General features: G+C 69.8%; 19 protein-coding genes. 10 read left to right on the forward strand and 9 right to left on the reverse strand.

Translation table 11 applies throughout. The features are described 5' to 3' along the window. Positions 1-63: 63 nt before the first annotated feature. Both M8J74_RS17360 and M8J74_RS17365 read left to right on the forward strand, forming a co-directional pair. A complete protein-coding gene (locus M8J74_RS17360) occupies positions 64-957 on the forward strand; it encodes a multicopper oxidase domain-containing protein (RefSeq protein ID WP_249837295.1) in 894 nt (297 codons plus the stop codon). Continuing rightward, entirely contained in the window at positions 909-1,244 is a 336-nt protein-coding gene (locus M8J74_RS17365) for a cupredoxin domain-containing protein (RefSeq protein WP_249837275.1), read from the forward strand. The genes M8J74_RS17360 and M8J74_RS17365 overlap by 49 nt, the downstream gene beginning before the upstream one ends. A gap of 56 nt (positions 1,245-1,300) precedes the next feature. On the opposite strand, the gene M8J74_RS17370 is transcribed toward M8J74_RS17365, so the two are convergent. The 3 genes from M8J74_RS17370 to M8J74_RS17380 form a co-directional block, all read right to left on the reverse strand. Beyond that, positions 1,301-1,969: a Type 1 glutamine amidotransferase-like domain-containing protein gene (locus M8J74_RS17370; protein ID WP_249837276.1), complete on the reverse strand. Its 669-nt coding sequence runs from the start codon at positions 1,967-1,969 to the stop codon at positions 1,301-1,303. Between the two features lie 112 nt (positions 1,970-2,081). After that, positions 2,082-2,678, reverse strand: a complete 597-nt coding sequence (locus M8J74_RS17375; RefSeq protein WP_249837277.1) for an NADPH-dependent F420 reductase — start codon at positions 2,676-2,678, stop codon at positions 2,082-2,084. A 59-nt stretch (positions 2,679-2,737) separates the two neighbouring features. Beyond that, positions 2,738-3,556, reverse strand: coding sequence for an inositol monophosphatase family protein (locus M8J74_RS17380; RefSeq protein ID WP_249837278.1), 819 nt, complete (start codon positions 3,554-3,556; stop codon positions 2,738-2,740). Between the two features lie 138 nt (positions 3,557-3,694). Here M8J74_RS17380 and M8J74_RS17385 point away from each other — a divergent pair, with 138 nt between their 5' ends. The 3 genes from M8J74_RS17385 to M8J74_RS17395 all read left to right on the forward strand — a co-directional run bounded on the left by M8J74_RS17385 (position 3,695) and on the right by M8J74_RS17395 (position 7,004). Further along, complete coding sequence (locus M8J74_RS17385; protein ID WP_249837279.1) at positions 3,695-4,600, forward strand: LysR family transcriptional regulator; 906 nt, start codon at positions 3,695-3,697, stop codon at positions 4,598-4,600. 277 nt (positions 4,601-4,877) lie between these two features. Continuing rightward, positions 4,878-6,188, forward strand: coding sequence for a glucuronoarabinoxylan endo-1,4-beta-xylanase XynC (gene xynC / locus M8J74_RS17390; RefSeq protein ID WP_249837280.1), 1,311 nt, complete (start codon positions 4,878-4,880; stop codon positions 6,186-6,188). Between the two features lie 270 nt (positions 6,189-6,458). Beyond that, positions 6,459-7,004: a hypothetical protein gene (locus tag M8J74_RS17395; RefSeq protein WP_249837281.1), complete on the forward strand. Its 546-nt coding sequence runs from the start codon at positions 6,459-6,461 to the stop codon at positions 7,002-7,004. Positions 7,005-7,041: 37 nt separating this feature from the next. On the opposite strand, the gene M8J74_RS17400 is transcribed toward M8J74_RS17395, so the two are convergent. Continuing rightward, the gene (locus M8J74_RS17400; protein WP_249837282.1) at positions 7,042-8,070 is read right to left on the reverse strand and encodes a LacI family DNA-binding transcriptional regulator; all 1,029 of its coding nucleotides are present in this window, start codon (positions 8,068-8,070) and stop codon (positions 7,042-7,044) included. A gap of 472 nt (positions 8,071-8,542) precedes the next feature. Here M8J74_RS17400 and M8J74_RS17405 point away from each other — a divergent pair, with 472 nt between their 5' ends. The 4 genes from M8J74_RS17405 to M8J74_RS17420 all read left to right on the forward strand — a co-directional run bounded on the left by M8J74_RS17405 (position 8,543) and on the right by M8J74_RS17420 (position 14,147). Next, positions 8,543-9,853 (forward strand): extracellular solute-binding protein, encoded by a 1,311-nt coding sequence (locus M8J74_RS17405; RefSeq protein WP_249837283.1) that lies wholly within the window; start codon positions 8,543-8,545, stop codon positions 9,851-9,853. Next, entirely contained in the window at positions 9,850-10,752 is a 903-nt protein-coding gene (locus M8J74_RS17410) for a carbohydrate ABC transporter permease (RefSeq protein ID WP_249837284.1), read from the forward strand. The genes M8J74_RS17405 and M8J74_RS17410 overlap by 4 nt, the downstream gene beginning before the upstream one ends. Before the next feature lies 1 nt (position 10,753). Next, a complete protein-coding gene (locus M8J74_RS17415) occupies positions 10,754-11,650 on the forward strand; it encodes a carbohydrate ABC transporter permease (RefSeq protein ID WP_249837285.1) in 897 nt (298 codons plus the stop codon). A gap of 115 nt (positions 11,651-11,765) precedes the next feature. Beyond that, positions 11,766-14,147, forward strand: a complete 2,382-nt coding sequence (locus M8J74_RS17420; protein ID WP_249837286.1) for a beta-xylosidase/alpha-l-arabinosidase — start codon at positions 11,766-11,768, stop codon at positions 14,145-14,147. Between the two features lie 118 nt (positions 14,148-14,265). Here the strand turns inward: M8J74_RS17420 and M8J74_RS17425 are convergent, their stop codons facing one another. Together M8J74_RS17425 and M8J74_RS17430 are read right to left on the reverse strand one after the other, a co-directional pair. After that, positions 14,266-15,453 carry a fumarylacetoacetate hydrolase family protein gene (locus M8J74_RS17425; protein WP_249837287.1) on the reverse strand — a complete coding sequence of 396 codons (1,188 nt, stop codon included), beginning with the start codon at positions 15,451-15,453 and terminating at the stop codon, positions 14,266-14,268. Positions 15,454-15,498: 45 nt separating this feature from the next. Then, positions 15,499-17,235, reverse strand: a complete 1,737-nt coding sequence (locus M8J74_RS17430; RefSeq protein WP_249837288.1) for an IlvD/Edd family dehydratase — start codon at positions 17,233-17,235, stop codon at positions 15,499-15,501. Positions 17,236-17,385: 150 nt separating this feature from the next. On the opposite strand from M8J74_RS17430, the gene M8J74_RS17435 reads away from it, so the two are divergent. Next, on the forward strand, positions 17,386-18,087 hold the full coding sequence (locus tag M8J74_RS17435) for a FadR/GntR family transcriptional regulator (RefSeq protein WP_249837289.1): 702 nt from the start codon (positions 17,386-17,388) through the stop codon (positions 18,085-18,087). A 1-nt stretch (position 18,088) separates the two neighbouring features. Here M8J74_RS17435 and M8J74_RS17440 read toward each other — a convergent pair whose 3' ends face one another. The 3 genes from M8J74_RS17440 to M8J74_RS17450 form a co-directional block, all read right to left on the reverse strand. Then, a complete protein-coding gene (locus M8J74_RS17440; protein ID WP_249837290.1) occupies positions 18,089-18,400 on the reverse strand; it encodes a hypothetical protein in 312 nt (103 codons plus the stop codon). Further along, on the reverse strand, positions 18,397-18,582 hold the full coding sequence (locus M8J74_RS17445; RefSeq protein WP_125195937.1) for a hypothetical protein: 186 nt from the start codon (positions 18,580-18,582) through the stop codon (positions 18,397-18,399). The genes M8J74_RS17440 and M8J74_RS17445 overlap by 4 nt, the downstream gene beginning before the upstream one ends. Before the next feature lie 105 nt (positions 18,583-18,687). After that, the coding region (locus M8J74_RS17450; protein ID WP_249837291.1) for a PP2C family protein-serine/threonine phosphatase at positions 18,688-19,431 on the reverse strand (744 nt) is incomplete at its 5' end.

Here is a 19,431-nt window from a genome sequence, read left to right on the forward strand (position 1 = left end):
CGGTGACGATCCGCGACATGCGCTTCGCCGTCCTCCGTCGACGTGCCCACGGGAAACCGTTTGGTGGTCACCCTGCACAACACGGGAACCGGCACCCACGACCTGGTGCTGGAGACCGGCGCCCGCACCGACCGGCTCGGTCCGGGACGGACGGGCACGCTGGACGCGGGAGTCGTCGGCCGCGACCTCGACGGCTGGTGCTCCATGGTCGGCCACCGGCAGATGGGAAGGGTTTTCGCCGTCCACGTCACGGGAGCCGATCCGGATTCCGGGACGGACAGTGGCGGGACCACCCACGACCACAGCGGCCGCGGCACGTCCCCGGCCACGAAGGACACCGCCACGCAAGACACCGCCGCGAAGGCGTTCGACCCGATGGCCGAACCGGCCGCGGAATTCACCGCCCGCGACGCCCAACTCCCGCCCACCACAAGCGGATCAGGCCACCAGGTGCACAAGAGGACGATCACGGTGAAGGAGGTGACGAAGGAAGTCGCCCCGGGCGTACGGCAGAAGCTGTGGACCTTCGACGGCACGGCCCCCGGCCCCGCACTGCGCGGACGTGTCGGCGACACCTTCGAGATCACCCTCGTCAACGACGGATCGATCGGCCACTCCGTCGACTTCCACGCCGGATCGCTCGCGCCGAGCGGACCGATGCGCACGATCAAGCCCGGCGAACGGCTGACGTACCGGTTCACGGCCACCCGCCGCGGGATCTGGATGTACCACTGCTCGACCATGCCGATGTCGCTGCACATCGCCAACGGCATGGTCGGCGCGGTGATCATCGACCCCCGGGACTGCCCACGGTGGACCGTGAATACGTGCTGGTCCAGTCGGAGTTCTGCCTCGGCAGGCAGGGCGGTACGGCCGACCCCGCCCAGGTCGCGGCCAAGGACTACGACATGGTCGCCTTCAACGGCTGTGCCGACCAGTACGATCACGACCCGCTGACCGCGAGGACGGGCAAGCGTGTGCGGATCTGGGTGCTGGCGGCCGGACCGAACGAGTCGAGCGCGTTCCACGTCGTGGGCGGCCAGTTCGACACCGTCTTCCGGGAGGGTACCTACGACCTCACACGGGGACGGTCGCGGAGCGGCGGCGCGCAGGTCCTCGATCTCGCCCCCGCCTCGGGTGGGTTCGTCGAGCTGTCCTTCCCGCAGGCCGGCGACTATCCGTTCGTCACGCACGTCATGAGCGACGCGGAATGGGGCGCGCACGGCGTCTTCCGGGCGCGGTGAGGTGCCGGCAAGCGGCCACCCCACCGCCCTGTCCGGGGCGCCCGGCCCCGGGCGAGTCAGGGATGGAACCGCCACCGGCCTTCGGTGACGACGTCCACCCTGCCGTCCCTGACCCGAACGGCCGTGTCGTCGTCGATGAAGTAGATCGGGAAGTCCGCCCGGGCCACGATGCGGTCGGCCCAGGCGTCGTCCCGCTCGGGGAAGTCCGGCGAGTACAGGTGAGGCTTGAGATACCAGTCGAAGAGGCCGAACGGCGGCTCCATGGTCGTCGCGCCGAGGACATGCAGGTCCTTGGTGTCCCCGATGACGTCCGCGGAGTGTTCGGTGAGATGGCGGCTGAAGATCATCGACCCGGCGCTGAGCCCCACGTAGACCCGGCTCTGCAGCGCTTCCAGGAAGCCCTCGGTCAAGCCGTTGCCGGTGATGCTGCGCGCGAGGTGGTAGTGGTTGCCGCCCTCGACGTAGACGACGTCGGCGTGCAGCAGCCGGCCGAGGACCAACTGTGGGGGCAGGCCGTTGAGTTCCAGGACGTCGAACTCCCGCCAGCCGAGGCCGTGCACCCGGTTCATGTCGGCGAGCATCCACCCGTGGTCGCCGGGCTCGGCCACCGATGCCGTGGGAACGAAGACGACGTTCGCCGATCCGAACGGCTTTCCCAGCATGTCGCGCAGGGCGTCCCGCAGTGTGTCATTGCGCAGGCCGGCGGACGTCAGCAGAAGGTTCATCGGGTGAGCCAAGCACGACTGACGGGCGTCCGCAACGCGCATGGGAACCACGGCAACCGCACGCCCCCGAGGGCGGCTTGTGCCCGGCGGCGGCCCGTCCGTGGAGCCCGCTTCAGCGCGCGATCGAGATGGCGAAGGGCGCGAAACCGCCGGCCCGGATCACGTGCGGTACGAAGAGGACCGCGGCCTCCGTGGCGCGGGCGGTCCGGATGCCGCCGAGGTCGGTGATCCACTCCTTGCGCCAGCCGAGGTCCATGAGCAGTTCCCGGACGACTTCCTTGGCCTGTGGCTCCTCGCCGGAGAGAAAGACCTCGGGTGCCTGGTCGAGCGTGGCCGGCGCGGTCATCACCGTGAAGAGCATGGTGTTGAGCGTCTTGACCACGTGCGTTCCAGGGAGGGCTTCCTGAAGCTGCTCGGCCAGGCTCGATCCGGGGTAGAGCAGGTCGGCGGGCAGTCCGTCCGGGCCGTCGACGGTGGCGTTGGAGACGTCGACGAGGAGCGTTCCGCGCAGCTCCTCGCGCAGGGCGGTCAGCCGGTCCAGCGAACCGGCGCCCGGCGTGGCGTTGATGACGACCTGGGCTGTGCGGGCGGCGTCGGCGGCGGCGCCCGGGGCGCGTCCCGCCACGGTCACCTCATGCCCGGCTCCCGTGAGCGCGGTGGCCAGAGTGCCGCCGACCCTGCCGTTTCCGAGAATGGCGATCGTGGTCATGATGAACCGGTCCTTCCATGTGTGCGTGTGCGTGTGCGTGTGCGGACGGTGGCGCGCGGTCAGCGCGAGAGGGTGGTGACCGCCGCGGCGTGCACGCCGGGCGCGGCGGCCACGAAGCTCTCGCTCCGCGGGGTCCACGGGCGGCCCTCGGCGTCGGAGATCCGGCCGCCGGCCTCGGTGACGAGCAGCGCCCCGGGCAGCAGGTCGGCGCGGGCGCCGGCGAACTGCCAGAAGGCGTCGATCCGTCCGGCGGCCACGTTCAGCAGGTGCAGGGTCGCGGGTACGGCGGTGCGGACCACGAGTGCGTCGGTGAGCATCGCGGTGATCGAGGCGCCGACGCGCCGCACGACCTTCTCGTCCTCGTCCGGCCGGGCCTGGCTGGTGGCCACGATGCTCAGGCCGAGGTCCTCGGTCGGGGAGACGTGCAGGGAACGGCCGTCCAGGTGGGCGCCTCCGCCCCTGAGTGCCGTGTAGGTCTCGCCGGTCATGGGCAGGTGGACCACGGTCAGCACCGGCTGGTTCTCTCGTACGAGGGTGGCGGTCACCGCCCAGTCCGGCAGAGCGTGCAGGTGGTTGACGTTGCCCTCGGCCGGATCCACGACCCACCATTCGCCGGACGGCAGCGCTCCGCCGTCCAGTTCGTCCTCCACCCAGCCCGCCTCCGGGCGCAGGCGGGTGAGGCGGGGGCGCAGGATGTCGAGGGCGGCGTCGTCGTTGGCGGCGAGCGCGCGCATCAGCTCCTCGCGGGTCCGGTGGCGGACCACTTCGCCGAACCGTTCGCGCAGTGCCGCACCGGCCGCCTGCACGGCGCCGGTCGTCCGGTCGAGCAGGTCGGCTTCGGAGATGGTGGCGCCGGTGGGCTGAAGGGTTTCGGACATGGCGGTGATCCTCTGTGAGCAGGGGTGATGAAGGCCGGTGAGGTCGCGCTGCGCGGTGCGTCCTGCGCTCTCGTATCGACCGTATAGAGGGCAATCATTGACTTCAAATGCATGTCAGGCACGCCTAGAGTTACTCGCATGCAATTGGATTTGAATCTGCTCACCGCGCTCGACGCCCTCCTGGAGGAGGGAAGCGTGGCCGGGGCGGCCGCACGCCTGCATGTCACCGCGCCTGCGATGAGCCGGAGTCTGGGCCGGATCCGGCGCACGACCGGGGACCAGATCCTGGTGCGCACCGGCCGCACGATGACTCCGACGCCGTACGCCATCGCAGTCCGGGAGCAGGTGCACGAGCTGCTGCAGCAGGTTCAGGGAGTGCTGGCGCCCAGTCGTGAACTCGACCTGGCGACGCTGGAGCGCACCTTCACCCTGCGCTGGCACGATTCCCTGGTCGCCTTGAGCGGACCCGCACTGCTCGCGGCCGTGCGCGCACAGGCGCCGGGCGTGCGACTTCGCTTCGTCGCCGAATCGAGCGTCGACACGCCCGAGTTGCGGCGCGGCGAGGTCGACCTGGAGGCGAACGCCAACCGCCCGAGCGCCCCTGACGTGCGTGCCGAGAACGTCGGTGAGAGCCACATCGTGGTCGTCGCCAGGAAGGGGCACCCCCTCACCCGCGTCAAGGCCGTCACCGCGAAGCGGTACGCGGCCGCGGAGCATGTCACCGTCTCGCGGCGCGGAAACCTCGGCAACGCCCTCGACGACGCTCTCGAGCGGCTCGGCCTCACCCGCCGGGTGGTGGCGACCGCGCCCTCGGAAGCGGCCGCGTTCCAGTTCGCGCGCGGCTCCGACCTTCTGGTCAGCGTCCCCGAAGTCACCACACGGTCCGCGGTCGCCGACCTCGGCCTGGTGGTGCTCCCCCTCCCGTTCGAACTGCCGTCGGCACCGGTCTATCTGTCCTGGCATCAGCGCTACGACACCGATCACGCCCACGCCTGGCTGCGCGGGCTGGCGCGCACCGCGCTGGCCGTGGGCGGCGGGTCGTAGCGGTGACCGGGACCGCCCGCCGTCGCGTACGCGAAGTCGCCATCGCCGTGTAGAGGCTTGACCGCGGTGAGTGGCGTCATTACCTTTCGTCAGGTCCGCCACATGGACACCGTTCACCATCTCGAACAACTTGTTGTCCTGCCGAACCGTTGAACGGTGACCGGCACGACAGTTGCAGTGGCACCTCCCTCGCACAGCAAGCGTGTAGTCACCCCCGACCGTGGGAGCGCTCCCGCAGTCGGGACGGAAGAAGACCCGGCAGCCAGGAGGAGCAGACATGACATCACGTCGCAACGAGCCCGAGAGCGGGGAGCGCGGATTACCGCGCCGGAGGACGGTCCTGGCGACCATGGGAGCCCTGCCCCTCCTCGCCTCAGCGGTGCCGGCGGCCCGAGCGGCCGATGCCGGAGCCCTGACGGCCGCCGCCACGGCGGTCATCGACCCGTCGGCCTCCCGGCAGACGATCCGCGGCTTCGGCGGTATGAATCACACGGCTTGGATCGGCGACCTCACCGCGGCACAGCGGGACACGGCGTTCGGAGCCGCGGACGGACAACTCGGCTTCTCCGTGCTGAGGATCCCCGTGCCCGAGGACCGGGCGAACTGGAACCGTGACCTGGCGACGGCCAAACGCGCGGTCGAACTCGGGGCGGCCGTCATCGCATCACCGTGGAATCCGCCCGCCTCCATGGTCGAGACCTTCGTCCGCGGCAGCCAGACGAACGCACGACGTCTCAGGTACGACATGTACGGCGCCTACGCCCAGCACCTCAACGACTTCACCACGTACATGCGGAACAACGGAGTGAACCTGTACGGCATCTCCGTGCAGAACGAACCCGACTACGCGCAGGACTGGACCTGGTGGACCGCCGCCGAACTGGTCCGGTTCCTACGGGAGAACGCCGGCTCGATCGGCACCCGGGTCATCGCACCGGAATCCTTCCAGTACGTGAAGAGCATGTCGGACCCGATCCTCAACGACCCGGTGGCGCTCGCCAACGTGGACATCATCGGGGCCCACCTCTACGGCACGCCGTTCGCGAACTTCCCGTACCCGCTCTTCAACCAGAAGGGCGCGGGCAAGGAGCTCTGGATGACGGAGGTGTACTACCCCAACAGTACGGATTCGGCGGATCTGTGGCCGCAGGCTCTCGATGTGGGGGAGCACATCCACCGGGCCATGGTGGACGCCGAGTTCCAGGCCTACATCTGGTGGTACATCAGGCGCAGCTACGGCCCCCTGCGCGAGGACGGCAAGATCAGCAAGCGTGGTGCCGTCATGGCGCAGTTCGCCAGGTTCGTCCGGCCCGGATACGTGCGGATCGACGCGACGGCGAATCCCGCCTCGAACGTCTACGTCTCGGCCTACCGCGGCGGTGGTTCCACATGCGTCGTCGCCGTCAACAAGGCTTCTGCCGCGGTGAGTCAGCAGTTCACGCTGACCAATGGCGCCGGGTCCAGCGTCGCGTCGTGGGTGACCGACGCCACCAGGAACGTCGCGTCCCAGGGCACGACAGGCGCCTCGAACGGCTCCTTCACGGCCACGCTGCCCGCGCGCAGCGCGACCACGTTCATGATCCGCTGAGTGCCGCCCAGACACGTGCGCAAGGGGGCGTCCAAGAGCGCCTGTGTGCCGGTTTCTCCCCCCGTTGTGCGCTGGCGCTCGCTCCATGCGGTGAACTGCGCGCGCCTCCCCTGGTCGTCCTGTCTGCGCCCCGTTTCACTAGGCGCTTACTTGCCTTCAACGCATGTCACCAGCAAGCAAATAAGGGCCATAAGTGATCACTTGTTGTCCCAAGAGCGGGGCGGAGCAGGTATCCACGTCCATGGCCCGCCATGATGCAGGAGGTCTGGGATGGCTCTGAAGCGCTGGACGAACGCGGTCGAGTGGCTGGCAGCTGCCGCTCGGGAGCCGCGCTTGTGCAAAAGCGACTGGCAGCACGGCACCACCGGCATCCATCTCCTCGCCGCCGGGCGGTTCTGGGACGTGCTGGTCGTTCCTGCCTGCCTGGGGCTGCGCACAGCCGACATCCTCGCCTGTCTGCCCCGCCTCGAACCCGGCCCGGTCCTCATGGACAGCCGGACGCGGCACGTCGGCTTCTTCCTGCCACCCGACCCCGCGAGCATCTGGGCCGGGCACGACATCCGCTACCTCACGACCGGCAGCTGGATCGCCACGCCTGCCCCGCACTGCCGTTGGGGCGATCTGCGCTGGATCTGCCCACCCGACGGAAGCGGCACCCTGAACGCCCCCGCGGCCCTGGAGCTCGCCCTGCAAGCGGCCATGGACGAACTGGTCCGCAACCACGGCACCACACACCATCGCGCCGCCCCCCACCGGAGCACGGACGCACCAGCACCGGTCGACCAGAACCGTCCTGCGGTCTTCCCGCCCGCGTGACCGGACGGCCGCCGCCGGGCAGTTCGCCGCAGCGCGACTACCCGTTCGCCGAAGTCGCTTCCCTGGGAGGCGCGGTCGAGGCGCGTACCACGAGTTCGGTGGCCAGTTCGATGTGGTGGGACTCGACCTTCTCGCCGTTGGCGAGTCGGAGGGCGGTGCGCAGGGCCGCACCGCCCATCTCCCGCAGGGGCTGGCGCACGGTGGTCAGGGGTGGTGAGGCCATCTGCGCGAGGCTGGTGTCGTCGAAGCCGACCACGCTCAGGTCCTCGGGGATGCGCAGGCCTCGGGTGCGGGCGGTCTCGATGACACCGAGGGCGATCTCGTCGTTGCCGGCGAAGATCGCCGTCGGTGGCTCGTCCAGGTCCAGCAGTGCCACGGCACCGAGCAGGCCGGTCTCGTAGGTGAACTCTCCCTGCCGGACGTAGGCGTCGCGCACCGGCGCTCCCGCCGCCTCCATGGCCGCACGGTAGCCGTGCATGCGCGCCTGGTTGCACACGGCCATGCTCGGTCCGCCGAGATAGGCGATGCGGCGGTGGCCCAGGGACAGCAGGTGCCGGGTCGCGGACAGGCCGCCGGCGAAGTTCGTCGCCCCGACGCTGTTGACCCGGCTGTCCGGCAGGTGCAGGGGGTCCAGCACGACCAGCGGCAGCCCGGCGCGGGCCAGTTCGTTCAGATGCGTGGCGGTGTACACGCTGGTGACGGCGATGACGGCGCGACGCCCGGCCGAGACCAGATCCCTGGCCCAGTGCGGGGCGCGGGAAGCCTTGCTGATCACCACCGAGGCCCCCGATTCGGCGGCGGAGTCGATGATGCCTTCCAGGGTCTCGGCCACGTACGACTTGAGGCCGGCCTGGAACTGCACCTCGATGGTGGGGCTTTCGGCGGTCTCGGTGTGCCGGAACACGGGCGCGAGGTAGTCGTGCTGGTGCAGCAGTTCCTGCACCCTGGCGCGGGTCTGCGGCGCCACGTCGCCGCGGCCGTTGACCACCTTGGACACGGTCGCGACGGAGACACCGGCCGCTTGGGCGATGTCCGCCAAAGTGGTGCGCCTGGTGTTCCGTGGCATCAGTTCCTCCCAGTCGTACGTCCACCGGTGCGGTGAGCCGCCGGTTGACCGGCACCACGGGTGGAACCGGTCAACCGTACGGCACCCCGGCACGGAGCTCGTCCCGGGAGCTGCCGAGGAGCACCTCGCCCTCGACGCTTCCGGGGACCCGTGCGGGACAGGGCCGGTGCACGCAGCCCGATCGGCGTGCGCACCGCCCCGCTCCCGCGGTGCGTCCAGCCCACATCATCGCACTCTTCTCCGTCTCGGATCTGCACGCTTCGAAAACGTTTCGATGCCGGTCATGGCATCGCAAGAGCTGCTCTGGCCCAGCAATACCCAGCCACAGACTGCCCGCAACGTGCTTGCACATACCTTGACAGGGCGTCAGTCCGAAACCTAATTTTCACCAACGGAGCTCGAAGAAGACTGTTTCGAAAACTTTTCACCATGACTCACGAGATGCCGACGGCTCTCGAGTGCGGAGAAAAACATGGCGCTCTCCCGACGTACCCTCCTCGGCCTGGCCGCCGGCGTACCGGTCTCCGCGGCGCTGGCGGCCTGCGGCTCGTCCGGCCCCGGCAAGAGCGGGGGCGGGGCCACGTACTGGTACCTGAACGGCCAGCCGCAGGAAGGCGTCAGGGCCGGCGCGGTGGACGCCTTCAACAAGGCCCACCCCAAGGAGCAGATCAAGGACACCACCTTCCAGAACGACGCGTACAAGACGAAGATCAAGACCGCCATCGGCGCCGGCCAGGCGCCCACGATCATCTGGGGCTGGGGCGGCGGGACGCTGCGCACCTACGTGGAGGCGGGCCAGGTCGAGGACCTCACCCCGTGGTTCGCCGAGCACTCCGAGGTCAAGCAGCGGCTGTTCCCGTCCTCGTTCGGCGCGGCCACCGTCGACGGCAAGATCTACGCGATGCCGGCCGAGGCCGTGCAGCCGATCATCCTCTACTACAACAAGAAGGTCTTCGAGCAGGTCGGCGTGAAACCGCCGACGTCCTGGGACGACATCATGGCGCTGGTGCCCAAGTTCAACGCGAAGGGCATAGCGCCGTTCTCCCTCGGCGGGCAGTCCCGGTGGACGAACATGATGTGGCTGGAGTTCCTGTTCGACCGCATCGGCGGCCCCGAGGTGTTCCAGGCCATCATCGAGGGCGAGAAGAACGCCTGGTCCCACCCCGACGCCATCACCGCGCTGACCAAGGTGCAGGACCTCGTCAAGGCCCACGGGTTCGTCAAGGGCTTCTCCTCGATCACCGCTGACTCCAACGCCGACCAGGCGCTGCTGTACACCGGCAGGGCCGCGATGATGCTGCACGGCGCATGGTCGTACGGCATCCAGAAGGCCGACGGCGGGGACTTCGTCAAAAGCGGCGCGCTGGGCTACATGACCTTCCCGCCCGTCGAAGGCGGCAAGGGCGATCCGAGCGACACCGTCGGCAACCCGGCCCAGTACCTGTCCATCTCCTCCAAGGCCAGCGCCGAGCAGAAGAAGATCGCCAAGGACTTCTTCGCCAAGGGCGTCCTCCAGGACGAGGAGGTGAAGAAGTGGATCGACAACGGGTCGGTTCCCATCCGGCTCGGCACGGAGAAGCTGCTGGCAGCCTCCAAGAGCGCCGACTTCCTGCAGTTCACCTACGACATCGCCAGCAAGGCCAAGGTGTTCGGCCAGTCCTGGGACCAGGCGCTCAGCCCGACGGCCGCGGAGACGCTGCTGGACAACATCGTCAAGTTGTTCCAACTGTCGATCTCACCGAAGCAGTTCGCCCAGAACCTCAACGCGGTCACCGCGAAATGAGCGCACTGACCGGCCACCCGCCGCGTCGCGAACCGCGCAGCATCCTGCCGTGGCTGGCGACGCCGGCCCTGGTGGTCTTCGTCGGCTTCGCCGTGATCCCGCTCGTCGGTGTCTTCGCGCTGAGCTTCACCACATGGGACGGCATCGGCTCCATCCGTCCCTCGGGGTTCACCAGTTGGCGCACAGTGCTCACCAACCCCGGCCTGCCGCACGCCCTTTGGGTGACCTTCCTGGTGATGGTCGTGTCCTGGGCCGTCCAGACGCCGCTGAGCATTCTGCTCGGCACGTTCCTGGCCGGCCGCCAGCGCTACCGCGCGGTGCTGGGCGTGGTGTACTTCATCCCGCTGATGCTCAGCTCCGCGGCCATCGCGATCGCCTACAAGGCCCTGCTGGACCCCAACTTCGGGCTCGGCGCCGGGCTGAAGATCTCCGCGCTCAGCCAGGACTGGCTGGGGCGGCCCGGGCTCGCGTTCGGCGTCGTCGTCTTCGTCGTCTCCTGGCAGTTCATCCCGTTCCACTCGCTGATCTACCAGGGCGGCGTCCAGCAGATCCCCAAGTCGCTCTACGAGGCGGCCCAGTTGGACGGGGCCGGACGGGTCCGGCAGTTCTTCAGCATCACGCTGCCCCAGCTGAAATACACCATCATCACCTCGTCCACGCTGATGGTGGTGGGCTCGCTGACCTTCTTCGACCTCATCTTCGTCCTGACCGAGGGCGGCCCCGGAGACGCCACCCGCGTCCTCGCACTGGACATGTACAAGCGAGGATTCCAGGCCAGCCTGATGGGACCGGCCAGCGCCATCGCGGTCATCCTGGTCCTGGTGGGCCTGGCCCTCGCCCTGCTGCTGCGCCGGCTCGGCGGCCGCGACGCCGGCGCCAGCCAACTCGAGGGGGCCTGACGTGACCACCACCCTGACCGAGACACGACGACCCCAGAAGGCCGCCGACCGCGAGCGGCAACGCCACTCCCGTCGGACGGCCCGCCGACGCAACTGGATCGGCGGCCTGGTCGGCTGGCTCTGGCTCGCCATCGTCGCCGTACCCCTGTACTGGACCCTCATCACCAGCCTCAAGCTCCAGAGCCGCTACTACGCGAGCAATCCGCTGGTGCCCTCCAGCGACCCCACACTGGACAACTACCGGCTGGTCATCGAGTCCGACTTCGTGCGCTACTTCGTGAACAGCGTCGTGGTCACCGCCGGCGCCGTCGTTCCGGCGGTCCTGTTCTCCTTCATGGCCGCCTACGCGATCGTGCGCGGTTGGCGCATGCGCGTCCTGCGCGCGATGAACGGCCTCTTCCTCATGGGCCTGGCCATCCCGCTGCAGGCGACGGTGATCCCGGTGTACCTGATCATCATCAAGCTGCACCTGTACGACAGTCTGCCCGCGCTGATCCTCCCGTCGATCGCCTTCGCCATCCCGCTGTCGGTACTGGTGCTCACCAACTTCATCCGCGACGTGCCCAAAGAACTGTTCGACTCGATGAAAGTCGACGGCGCCACCGAATGGACGACTCTGTGGCGGCTGGCGGCGCCGCTGACCCGACCGGCCATCCTCACCGTGACCATCTTCAACGCACTGACCATCTGGAACGGCTTCCTGCTCCCGCTGGTCCTCACGCAGAGCCCTGAACGCCGGACCCTGCCGCTCGCCCTGTGGACCTTTCAGGGTCAGTACGGGGTCAACGTCCCCGCCGTTCTCGCCGCCGTCGTCCTCACCACGCTGCCCGTCCTGGTCCTGTACGCGTTCGGCCGCCGCCAGCTGCTGAGCGGTCTGACCGCGGGATTCAGCCGCTGACGATCACCGAAGCGGGACTCGACGCCGACGGCGGCCGATGTGCCCCGCCTTGCATCCTGCTCTACCTGTTCGCCCGTCGCGCCCCGATCCAGGGCCCGACGGGCGTGGGAGGAAAGTGAACCCCAACGTGGACGTAGAGAACACCCACGCCGTCCCCCTCTGGAACGACCCCGCCCTTCCCGTCACCGCGAGAGTCGACGCCCTCATCGACGCGATGACCCTTCAGGAGAAGACCGCCCAGCTGTACGGCGTCTGGGTGGGCGCCTCCGACCAGGGCGGTGAAGTGGCCCCCCATCAGCACGACATGGAGGAGCCCGTCGATCTCGAGGCCCTCCTGCCCACCGGCCTGGGACAGCTGACCCGGCCCTTCGGCACGGTCCCCGTCGACCCCGCCCTGGGTGCGCTCTCCCTGGCCCGCACCCAGGCCCGTATCGCGGCCACGAACCGGTTCGGCATCCCCGCACTCGCCCATGACGAGTGTCTGGCCGGATTCGCCGCCTGGGGGGCGACCGCCTACCCCGTACCGCTGTCCTGGGGCGCCACCTTCGACCCCGCCACAGTGCGGCGCATGGCCGCCGCCATCGGTCGCGACATGCGTGCCGTCGGCGTCCACCAGGGGCTCGCGCCCGTCCTGGACGTCGTGCGCGACGCCCGGTGGGGACGGGTCGAGGAGACCATCGGTGAGGACCCGTACCTCGTCGGCACCATCGGGACGGCATACGTGCAGGGCCTGGAGTCCGCCGGGATCGTCGCCACCCTCAAGCACTTCGTCGGCTACTCCGCCTCCCGTGCCGGCCGCAACCTCGCCCCCTCCTCCGTGGGCCCCCGTGAACGCGCCGACGTTCTGCTGCCGCCCTTCGAGATGGCGATCCGCGAAGGCGGCGCCCGGTCGGTGATGAACGCCTACACCGACACCGACGGCATGCCCTCCGCGGCCGACGAAGACCTGCTCACCGGGCTGCTGCGCGACACCTGGGGCTTCGACGGCACCGTCGTCGCCGACTACTTCGCCATCGCCTTCCTGAAGACCCTGCACGGCGTCGCGGCCGACTGGGCCGACGCCGCCGGCACGGCGCTGCACGCCGGCATCGACGTCGAACTGCCCAACGTCAAGACCTACGGCGCGCCGCTGACCGAGGCCGTCGCCGACGGCCGCATACCGGAGGCGTCGGTCGATCGCGCCCTGCGCCGGGTCCTCACCCAGAAGGCGATGCTCGGTCTGCTCGACAAGGACTGGGACCCCGTACCGGCCGCACTGGAAGGGGCCGACCTGGACGATGCGGCCGCCTTGCGCGGCAAGGTCGACCTGGACCGGCCCGAAAACCGTCGACTGGCCCGCGACATCGCCGAGAAGGCGGTCGTCCTGCTCAGCAACGACGGCACCCTGCCGCTGTCCCGACCGCGCCGCATCGCCCTGCTCGGCCCCAATGCCGACGAGCCCACCGCCGTACTGGGCTGCTACTCCTTCCCCCAGCACATCGGCGTCCGCCACCCCCGGACCCCGCTCGGCATCGAGCTGCCCACGCTGCGCGACACGCTCGCCGCCGAGTTCCCCGACGCCGAGATCACGGTCGCCCGCGGCACCGGAATCGACGACGCAGACCTCTCCGGCATCCGCGAGGCCGCCCAGGCGGCACGCGAGGCCGATGTCGCGGTGGTCGTGCTCGGCGACCGCGCCGGCCTCTTCGGGCGGGGCACCAGCGGCGAGGGCTGCGACGGCGAGACACTCGCGCTGCCCGGCGCACAGCAGCAACTGCTCGACGCCCTCCTCGACACCGAGACACCGGTGGTCACCGTGCTGCTGGCGGGACGGCCGTACGCCCTCGGCCGCGCCGTGCAGGAGTCCGCCGCGATCGTGCAGTCCTTCTTCCCGGGCGAGGAGGGCACGCACGCGATCGCCGGGGTACTGAGCGGCCGTACCAATCCCTCCGGACGTCTCCCGGTCAGCGTGCCGCGCGGGCCGGGCTCCCAGCCGGCCACCTACCTCGGGGCGCGGCTCGCGCATGCCAGCGAGGTGTCCAACATCGACCCGACACCGGCGTTCGCCTTCGGCCACGGCCTGTCCTACACACGCTTCGACTGGACAGACCTGACCGTGGACACCCAAGAGGCCCCGACGGACGGCGAGTTCACCCTCGCCCTCACCGTCCGCAACACCGGTGAGCGGTCGGGGACCGAGGTCGTACAGCTCTATCTGCACGACCCGGTCGCCTCCGTCGTCCAGCCCGTGCAGCGCCTCGTCGGCTACACCCGGGTCGATCTCGACCCGGGCGACTCCCGCCGCGTCCGTGTCACGGTCCCGGCCGACCTGGCGTCCTTCACCGGCCGCGACGGCCGGCGCGTCGTCGAACCGGGCGAGCTGGGAATGCGGTTGGCCGCATCCAGCGCCGATCCGCGCCTGACGGCCAGGGTCACGCTGACCGGAGCCGAACGCCCCGTGGATCACAACCGGCACCTGCACGCCACGTTCGACCAGGAACCGACCGAGCGGGCATGAACGGTATGTGCGCTGCGCCCGCCGCGGTGAGCGGCGGGCGCTGCGCACACAGAACCGCGGACCGAGTCATGGGGTTGTGGTCGTCCGGGCCGGTGTGCGCGGGTACTTCGTCGTCTTCTCACAGCACGCCGCGCCGCGCGAGGTTGCGCATCAGCGCTCCCACGCCGAACGTCCACGGAGTTGCCTGCTCGCTGGGGATGACGGTGTTGACCAGGGCGCCGAGACGTGGGCTGGAGATCCGTACGATGTCGCCGTACTCGTGGGTGAAGCCGGCGCCGGGTGCCTGGCGGTCCTCGGTGGGGGCGAACAGCGTTCCGGTGAACAACGCGAAGCCGTCCGGGTATTGGTGGTGCGGCCCGTGGGTGGCGGCCACCAGGTCCAGTACGTCGCGGCTGATCTCGCGCATGGAGCTGCTGCCGTTGAGTACGTACGCATCGGTGCCGTCGACTCGCAGGTCGATGTCGAGGGCGCGGACGGTGTCGAGGTCGAAGTCGTCGTCGAGCAGGCGGACGAACGGGCCGATCGCGCAGGAGGCGTTGTTGTCCTTCGCCCGGGACAGCAGCAGGGCGCTGCGTCCTTCGATGTCGCGGAGGTTGACGTCGTTGCCGAGCGTCGCGCCGCGGACCCGGCCGCGCGAGTCCACGACGAGGACGACCTCGGGCTCGGGGTTGTTCCACACCGAGGCGCCGAGCACTCCGATGTCGGCACCGGTGCCGACCGCGGACAGGACGGGGGCCTTGGTGAACACTTCCGGGTCGGGCCCGATTCCGACCTCCAGGTACTGCGACCACAGTCCTTCGGACACCAGCAGTTCCTTGGCCTTGGCCGCTTCCGGCGAGCCGGGGCGGATGCCGTCGAGCGCGCCGCCCACGAGCTGCTGCACGCGGGCCCGCACCCGGGCGGCCTGCGCCGGATCGCCGCCCGTGCGCTCCTCGATGACGCGTTCCAGCAGACTCCGCGCGAAGGTGACGCCCGCGGCCTTGATCACTTGCAGGTCGACGGGGGCCAGCAGATGCGGCACGTCACGGCCGCCGGTCGGTGCCTCCAGCAGTTCGTCCAGGCGCCAGGTGTGTCCGCCGTCGGCCTCGCGGACGACTCTCACCGCGTCGTCGCGTTCCATCAGATCCGAGACGGTGGGCGCGACGGCCGTCAGGTCGACGACCTGATCGCCCCGGACCGCGGCCACACACGGTCCGTCCGCCTGCGGGTGGTGGACGCGTGCCACGAGGGCGGCTCGGCCGGCGTCCTCCGGCAGGACGGAGCCGGCGGTGAGGACCGGACGAGGGTGCGCTGCTGCCGATTCCACGATCGATGCTCTCCTGGATTGGAGGGGAAGGTCGCCCGGGGGGACTCAGTGGGAGTCGCGAGGGACCTCGTGCCCACGGCTTCCGCGCAGGAAGCCGAAGTCGGCGCCCCGGTCGGCCTGTTCGACGTTCTGGGTGTAGAGCCAGGCGTAGCCGCTGGTGTGCCGTTCGGCGGGTGCTCGCCATTCCTCCCGGCGCCGGGCGAGTTCGGCGTCGTCCACGTCCAGGCGCAGAGTGCGGTGGGGGACGTCGAGGACGACGGGGTCCCCGTCGCGCACCAGGGCGAGAGGCCCGCCGACGGCGGCTTCGGGGGCCACGTGCAGGACCACGGTCCCGTATCCGGTGCCGCTCATCCGGCCGTCGCAGATGCGCACCATGTCCTTGACGCCGGCCTTCAGCAGTTTGGCGGGCAGCGGGACGTTGGAGACCTCGGGCATGCCGGGATAGCCCTTCGGGCCGGCGTTGCGGATGACGATGACGGTGTTCTCGTCGATGTCGACGTCCGGATCGTCGGCCACCTCGTGATACGCCTCGGGGGAGTCGAAGACGCGCGCGGGACCGCGGTGGGTCATCAGGTGCGGGGATGCGGCGGACTGCTTGATCACCGCGCCGTCGGGGCACAGGTTGCCGTGCAGGACGGCGGTACCGGTGCCGGCCTGCTGGAAGGGGGCGTCGAGGCTGGTGATGACGTCGGAGTCGAAGCACTCGGCGTTCTCGGTGTTCTCGGCGATGCTGCGTCCGGTGACCGTGATCGGGTCGCCGTGCAGCAGCTTGCCGCGCAGCAGCTCGGCCAGGACGGCGGGCAGTCCGCCCGCGTAGCAGAAGTCCTCCATGAGGTACTTGCCGCTGGGCATCAGGTTGACCAGGGTCGGCACCACGCGGGCCAGGTCGTCGAAGTCCTGCAGGCGCAGGTCGACGCCGACGCGTCCGGCGATGGCGGTGAGGTGGATGATGGCGTTCGTGGAGCCGCCGATGGCCGCGTTGACGCGGATGGCGTTCTCGAACGCCTCGCGGGTCAGGATCCGCGAGGGGCGCAGTTCCTCCTCCACCATCTCCACGATGCGCTGCCCCGCCGCCTGTGCGATCTCCATCCGCCGGGAGTCCACCGCGGGCCAGGCGGCCGAGCCCGGCAGCTGCATGCCGAGCGCCTCGGCCATGCACGCCATCGTCGAGGCGGTGCCCATCGTCATGCAGTGACCGTTGGACCGGGCCATGCACCCTTCCGCGAAGAAGCACTCCTCCTCGGTCATCCGGCCGGTCTTCAGGTCCTCCTCGAACTTCCAGACATGGGTGCCGGAGCCGACGTCCTGGCCGCGGTACTTGCCGTTGAGCATCGGCCCGCCGGTGACCATGACGGCCGGCAGGTCGACGCTGGCGGCGCCCATGAGCATGGCGGGGGTCGTCTTGTCGCAGCCGGACAGCAGCACGACGCCGTCGAGCGGGTTGGCCCGGATCAGCTCCTCGACCTCCATGGCCATGAGGTTGCGGTACAGCATGGCGGTCGGGCGCATCAGGGTCTCGCCGGTGGCCATGGTGGGGAACTGCAGCGGCAGCCCGCCCGCCTGCCAGACACCGCGCTGGACGGCTTCGGCGACGCGCGTCAAGTGGGCGTTGCACGGGGCGAGTTCGGAGGCGCTGGTCGCGATGCCGATGACGGGACGCCCGTCGAACACCTCATGCCCGAACCCCTGGTTGCGCATCCAGGAGCGGTACACCATCCCGCTGCGGCCCTGTGCGCCGAACCAGGCCTGGCTGCGGCGGGTCTTGTTCCGACCGTCGGTCATGTGGCACTCCCGTGGCTCTCGCGTCGTCCGCTTGTGCGATGGGGTGATGTCGGGTGAGGCCCAGTAGGCCTTACCCTGGGGCACAATCATTAAATGATTCGATGAATGGCGTCCAGGGGGTGAGCGCAGATCGTGGTGCACTTCCGGACCATGCACCAGCGCGTGGTCGACGAGCTCGGGCGGCGCATCGTGGGCGGCGCGTGGGAGCCGGGGGATCCCCTGCCGGTCGAGGACGTGCTGGCCGCGGAGATCGGCGTCAGCCGCGGAGCGCTGCGCGAAGCGGTCAAGGCGCTGGTGTCCAAGGGGATGCTGCACGTACGACCGCGCACCGGCACGCGCGTGCTGCCCGCGGAGCACTGGAACCACCTGGACCGTGACGTGCTGCGCTGGAAACAGGCAGGTGATGCCACGGCTCTGCTGCGCGACACCGGTGAACTGCGCCGGATCGTCGAGCCCGAGGCGGCCAGACTCGCCGCCCACCGGGCCGGCCCCGACGACGTACGAGCCCTGTACGACGCCTTGGCCGCCATGGAGGCCGCGGCGGCGGAACCCGGCCGCGGCGGCTACGTCGAGGCCGACATCGCCTTCCACCGGGCCCTGCTCGACGCCAGCGGCAACCGTCTCCTCGGCTCGCTGGGCCGCGCCGTCGACATCGCGCTCGAACACAGCTTCCTCGTCAGCACCCAGACCCCCGGCGCCGCGGCGGCGTCTCTGCCCGGTCATCGCGCCGTCGTGGAAGCCGTCGAGGCCCGCGATGCCGCGGCCGCGGCATCGGCGGTGCTGGCGATCATCGAGGCGGCCGAAGAAGAGATCGCCCAGTCACCCGCACTGCCTACCAGCGATGACGGATGACCTACAGGTCGAGGACCGCGCGGATCGCGTTGTCGACGAGTTCCTGCTGTACGGGACCGATGTTTCCGTGCAGCGTGCCGGTTTCGAAGCGGATGGCGGAGAGCTGAAGGAGGTTCACGGCGACGAGGGAGGCATCGACCGGAGTGGTCAGACGCACGCTCATCGCCGTGTCGGGATGCTGCGCGGGGGCGTGCAGGACCAGGACGACGACGGCGTGGTAGGCCTCGGCGAGGCCGTCGAGACTGACGACGAGGACAGTGCGGGTGCCCTTGCCGGTGTCGACGTCCCAGACGTCGCCCTTGCGGATGGTCACAGGGCGTCGCCCTCGCCTGCGAGGTCGAGGGGTGCGATCGAGGCGAGCTTGCGGGCCGCGTCGAGCGTCATCTGCCGGCGTACGGCACGCACGATGTAGTCGTTCAGCGAGGGGGCGTCGGCGGCCGCGTCGCGCAGCGGCTTGTCCATGGCGTCCGGAATCCGAAGGGTGATGGCGGTCATGACGCCAAATCTAGTGGCATGAATGCCGTCACGGAAGACGCGCTGACGACCCGGCGCGCTGCCGAGTGTTCTGTGGGAGCCGTCCCGCGCAAGGAGACGGCAGCCCTACTGCGGCTCCCCTGAACGGTCTCCAGGCTCGGGCCCGGTGAGGTGGGCGAGCAGGAGCGCGGAGTCGTCATGAGGCCGCAGCGGCGTGAGGGTGGCGGTGGCGACCTTGTGGAGGGCGGGAGCGGCGGCGTCGGATGCCGTGGCGACCAGTATGTGGCGCAGCCGCTCACGGGCGTGCTCGGGGTCGGTGTCGGGGGTGTCGGTGAATCCGTCGGTGTACAGCAGGAGCTTGCTGCCGGTCGGGAGGACGAGGCTGGTGGTGGGGTAGGAGGTGCCGCTGAAGACACCGAGGGGCAGTCCGGTCGGAACATGGGGCACGGGGGCGTCGTCAGGGGTGTGGACGAGGGGGCCAGGGTGGGCTGCGCTGGCGCAGTCGAGACGGCCGGTCTCCGGGTCGAGAGCGATGAAACAGCAGGTCGCCAGCAGCGCGTGCTCGGGGTCGGCGTCGTTTTCCGCCGTGAGCATGTTGTTGGTGTGGGCCAGGACGGTGGCGGGGTCGGGGGTGAGGGCGGCGTACGCGCGCAGGGTGGTGCGCAGCCGGCCCATGAGAGCGGCGGCTTCCGTGTGGTGGCCTTCGACGTCGCCGATGGTCAGCGCCATCCGTCCGTCGGGCAGCGGGAAGGCGTCGTACCAGTCGCCGCCGGCGTGTGCTTGAGGGGCGGCGGGCTGGTACGAGGCGGTCAACCGCAGGCCGGGACGCTGGGGAAGGTGGGCGGGCAGCAGGCTGCGCTGGAGGTGGAC

The sequence above is a fragment of the Streptomyces panaciradicis genome (assembly GCF_023516615.1).
Taxonomy (GTDB): domain Bacteria; phylum Actinomycetota; class Actinomycetes; order Streptomycetales; family Streptomycetaceae; genus Streptomyces; species Streptomyces panaciradicis.

Coding starts and splice junctions, on each gene's coding strand:
- M8J74_RS17365 (WP_249837275.1), top strand. CDS start 909: ATGGTCGCCTTCAACGGCTGTGCCGACCAGTACGATCACGACCCGCTG.
- M8J74_RS17385 (WP_249837279.1), top strand. CDS start 3,695: ATGCAATTGGATTTGAATCTGCTCACCGCGCTCGACGCCCTCCTGGAG.
- M8J74_RS17435 (WP_249837289.1), top strand. CDS start 17,386: ATGCACCAGCGCGTGGTCGACGAGCTCGGGCGGCGCATCGTGGGCGGC.
- M8J74_RS17380 (WP_249837278.1), bottom strand. CDS start 3,556: ATGTCCGAAACCCTTCAGCCCACCGGCGCCACCATCTCCGAAGCCGAC.
- M8J74_RS17375 (WP_249837277.1), bottom strand. CDS start 2,678: ATGACCACGATCGCCATTCTCGGAAACGGCAGGGTCGGCGGCACTCTG.
- M8J74_RS17405 (WP_249837283.1), top strand. CDS start 8,543: ATGGCGCTCTCCCGACGTACCCTCCTCGGCCTGGCCGCCGGCGTACCG.
- M8J74_RS17430 (WP_249837288.1), bottom strand. CDS start 17,235: ATGACCGACGGTCGGAACAAGACCCGCCGCAGCCAGGCCTGGTTCGGC.
- M8J74_RS17445 (WP_125195937.1), bottom strand. CDS start 18,582: ATGACCGCCATCACCCTTCGGATTCCGGACGCCATGGACAAGCCGCTG.
- xynC (WP_249837280.1), top strand. CDS start 4,878: ATGACATCACGTCGCAACGAGCCCGAGAGCGGGGAGCGCGGATTACCG.
- M8J74_RS17400 (WP_249837282.1), bottom strand. CDS start 8,070: ATGCCACGGAACACCAGGCGCACCACTTTGGCGGACATCGCCCAAGCG.
- M8J74_RS17395 (WP_249837281.1), top strand. CDS start 6,459: ATGGCTCTGAAGCGCTGGACGAACGCGGTCGAGTGGCTGGCAGCTGCC.
- M8J74_RS17370 (WP_249837276.1), bottom strand. CDS start 1,969: ATGAACCTTCTGCTGACGTCCGCCGGCCTGCGCAATGACACACTGCGG.
- M8J74_RS17410 (WP_249837284.1), top strand. CDS start 9,850: ATGAGCGCACTGACCGGCCACCCGCCGCGTCGCGAACCGCGCAGCATC.